The sequence below is a fragment of the Actinomycetota bacterium genome, assembly GCA_030017835.1.
Lineage (GTDB): Bacteria > Actinomycetota > Aquicultoria > UBA3085 > Oleimmundimicrobiaceae > Yes70-04.
In genome coordinates this window covers 1-2,580 of record JASEGU010000053.1, presented here as the reverse complement: position 1 = coordinate 2,580, position 2,580 = coordinate 1, and the positions used below count along the sequence as shown (strand labels likewise).

The 2,580-nt window shown below is 47.6% G+C and carries 4 protein-coding genes; all 4 read left to right on the top strand.

The window, feature by feature from the left end; all coding sequences use genetic code 11:
• Positions 1-457 precede the first annotated feature (457 nt).
• Genes rpsF through QMD53_07035 form a run of 4 tightly spaced genes read left to right on the top strand, consistent with a single transcriptional unit; the run spans position 458 to position 2,489 of the window.
• On the top strand, positions 458-754 hold the full coding sequence (gene rpsF / locus QMD53_07050) for a 30S ribosomal protein S6 (GenBank protein MDI6800393.1): 297 nt from the start codon (positions 458-460) through the stop codon (positions 752-754).
• Between the two features lie 39 nt (positions 755-793).
• On the top strand, positions 794-1,207 hold the full coding sequence (gene ssb, locus QMD53_07045; protein MDI6800392.1) for a single-stranded DNA-binding protein: 414 nt from the start codon (positions 794-796) through the stop codon (positions 1,205-1,207).
• Between the two features lie 18 nt (positions 1,208-1,225).
• Positions 1,226-1,492 (top strand): 30S ribosomal protein S18, encoded by a 267-nt coding sequence (gene rpsR, locus QMD53_07040; protein ID MDI6800391.1) that lies wholly within the window; start codon positions 1,226-1,228, stop codon positions 1,490-1,492.
• A 28-nt stretch (positions 1,493-1,520) separates the two neighbouring features.
• Positions 1,521-2,489 (top strand): DUF2232 domain-containing protein, encoded by a 969-nt coding sequence (locus QMD53_07035; GenBank protein MDI6800390.1) that lies wholly within the window; start codon positions 1,521-1,523, stop codon positions 2,487-2,489.
• The last annotated feature ends 91 nt before the right edge of the window (positions 2,490-2,580 follow it).

Genomic DNA, 2,580 nt, shown 5'->3' with positions numbered 1-2,580 from the left:
TTATAAATGACCAGCTTGCGCTATTTGCAAATACTGGGAGAGCCATTAACAGAAAAGCAGGCAACAGCATTATGGTAATCGTAGACCTCACTAGCACTTTGTGCCACAACTTAGTTTTCGTGTCATCAGGCATTAGTTCATCCTTCCTTTATAAACCTTCAACTCAATCACCCCCTTCATTTTCAAAAACGTTAAAGTAATGATATTAATAATTAGATATTTTTTTTCATTAATATCATCCTCTCCCTCTCTTGTAAATAGCAATTTCATAAAAAAGTTACCTATCGTGAAAATTAATGAGTTGGCCCAACCTATATGCTAATAGGGTTTTTCTTGCTCCCATCTTCTATGACTGCTATAATACCTCTTGCTCTACAATCGCATATTATGCTCACATCTTCTGGTCCGCTTACAAAGAGAAGCGGGCCCGTTAAAGACCGAAGGAGGTGAAAATCATTTGAGAGACTACGAACTCATGCTCATCATAAGCCCCACCTTGGAGACCGAAGCCGAAGAGGAGGTCTTGGGCAAAGCCCTAAAGATCATCGAAGGTAACGGCGGAGCGGTCGAAAAGAGCGATAAATGGGGCAAGAAGAGACTCGCTTATCCCATCAGAAAATTCGAAGACGGCAGCTATCACGTCGTCAAATTCAAAGGTGAAAAAGAGACCGTCGCCGAACTCGACCGCGTCATGGGCATCACCGACCAGGTCTTAAGATCGATGATCGTCAAACGTCCACTGGCTAAAGGCTAAACCCCTTTAGCTTATCTAGCTTAAGGAGGGCTTAAGAAATTGGCTAATCTCAATAGAGTTATTCTAATAGGCAACTTAACTAGGGATCCCGAGATGAGATTCATTCCGGCGGGCACCAACGTCACCAATTTCGGCATCGCCGTTAACAGACGCTGGACCAACAAGGCCCGAGAGAAGGTCGACACCGCCGACTTCTTCAACGTGGTCTGTTGGGGCAAACTTGCCGAGCTCGTCTCTCAGAATATCACCAAAGGCACGCCGGTGGCCGTCGATGGACGCCTGCAGTACCGGGCCTGGGAGACGGCCGATGGTCAGAAGAGATCTACCGTGGAGATAGTCGCCGAGAACGTGCAGTTCTTAGGCAAGACCTCGCCTGGAAGTGAAAAGGGATTCGAACCGGACATAGATTCGGTTGAAAACGAGATAGATCTGGAAGAGGATATTCCATTCTAAGAAACTGAGGTGATTTCATTGGCTTATGCCAGAAAGAAGCCAGCCGATAAAGAAGGAGGCGGCCGTTTTTTCAGAAAGTACTCCAAGAAGATATGCTTCTTCTGCAAGGAGAAGATAGATTACATTGACTACAAAGACTTAGGTCTCCTTCGCAAGTTCATGAACGAGAAGGGCAAGATCAAGCCGAAAAGGGTGACCGGTACCTGCGCGCAACACCAGAAGGATCTGGCCATCGCCGTAAAGAGGGCAAGAGAGATGGCCCTCATAAAATATCCGACCAAATGATCGAGGATCCATATATCGGGGGTTGAATTTGAGCCAGTCGATAAGGGATGGCAAGGCTGAGGTCATGACGGCAAAGGCTGCCGGCCTCATCCTTCTCTTCTCCTTTCTATTCTTCTATGTCCCCATATTCTCCATATTTGCCCTTGGCCTCTGTGCCGTGCCGACGATTGTGGTCTCCGTTAGGTACGGTTTCGGATATGGGGTTTTATCAGCCCTGCTCGCCGGCGGTCTGATTGCCGTCTTCATCGATCCCATCTCCGCCTTCACTCTTGTCATCATGGTCGTTCTTCTGGGCGTAAGCCAGGGCATGGCCATCAGGAACGGCTCTTCCTCCTATGGGGTGGTCTTTAGCGGAATCGCCTCGGTCATGGCCGCTCTCGTCTTTATCGGACTTCTGTTCTACGCTCTGAGCGGTAAGAATATGGTGATTGAGCAAGTAAGCATGATAAAGGAGACCATAAGGGCCGAGGTTGATTCTGGTTTTGGCTCCGGCCTTCAGGCCGTAGGGCTGGAGGAGAATCTCAAAATTATCGACGAGGCCATGGATGACGTCGCCGAGCTCTATCCGCTCGGCCTCTTCATAGTCTCGTGGCTGGTGGCCGGTTTCTCTTATTACATCTCGGCCAAGGTCCTTGGCCATCTCGGTTTCATAACGCCGAAAAAGATAAGACTTAAGGAACTTAGGCTCCACCCCATATTTTCCTGGGGCTTTCTTGTTGGTCTGGCCGCTTATCTCTTTTCTAGCCGCTTTGGAGCTCAGGCCGAGCTGATCTCCATGATCGGCCTAAACCTTCTCTTTATATTTGGCATGATCTTTTTGCTGCAAGGCACAGCCGTCATCATTTATATCATCAGCCTTCGAAAATTTGGCCCCGGACTTAAGATCTTCATGGTCACATTTTCACTATTCGCCCAGTTGGTCTTCTGGGGGATAACTTGGCTGGGCCTCTTCGATACCTGGTTCAACTACCGCAAACTTTCTTATGACCAAGAATGATTCATAAAGGGCGATTAATGGTATTATTTAATGTTGTAGGTAATTCCTATACATCTGGTACTGGTTTGACCAATAGTTGTGCAATAAAGGC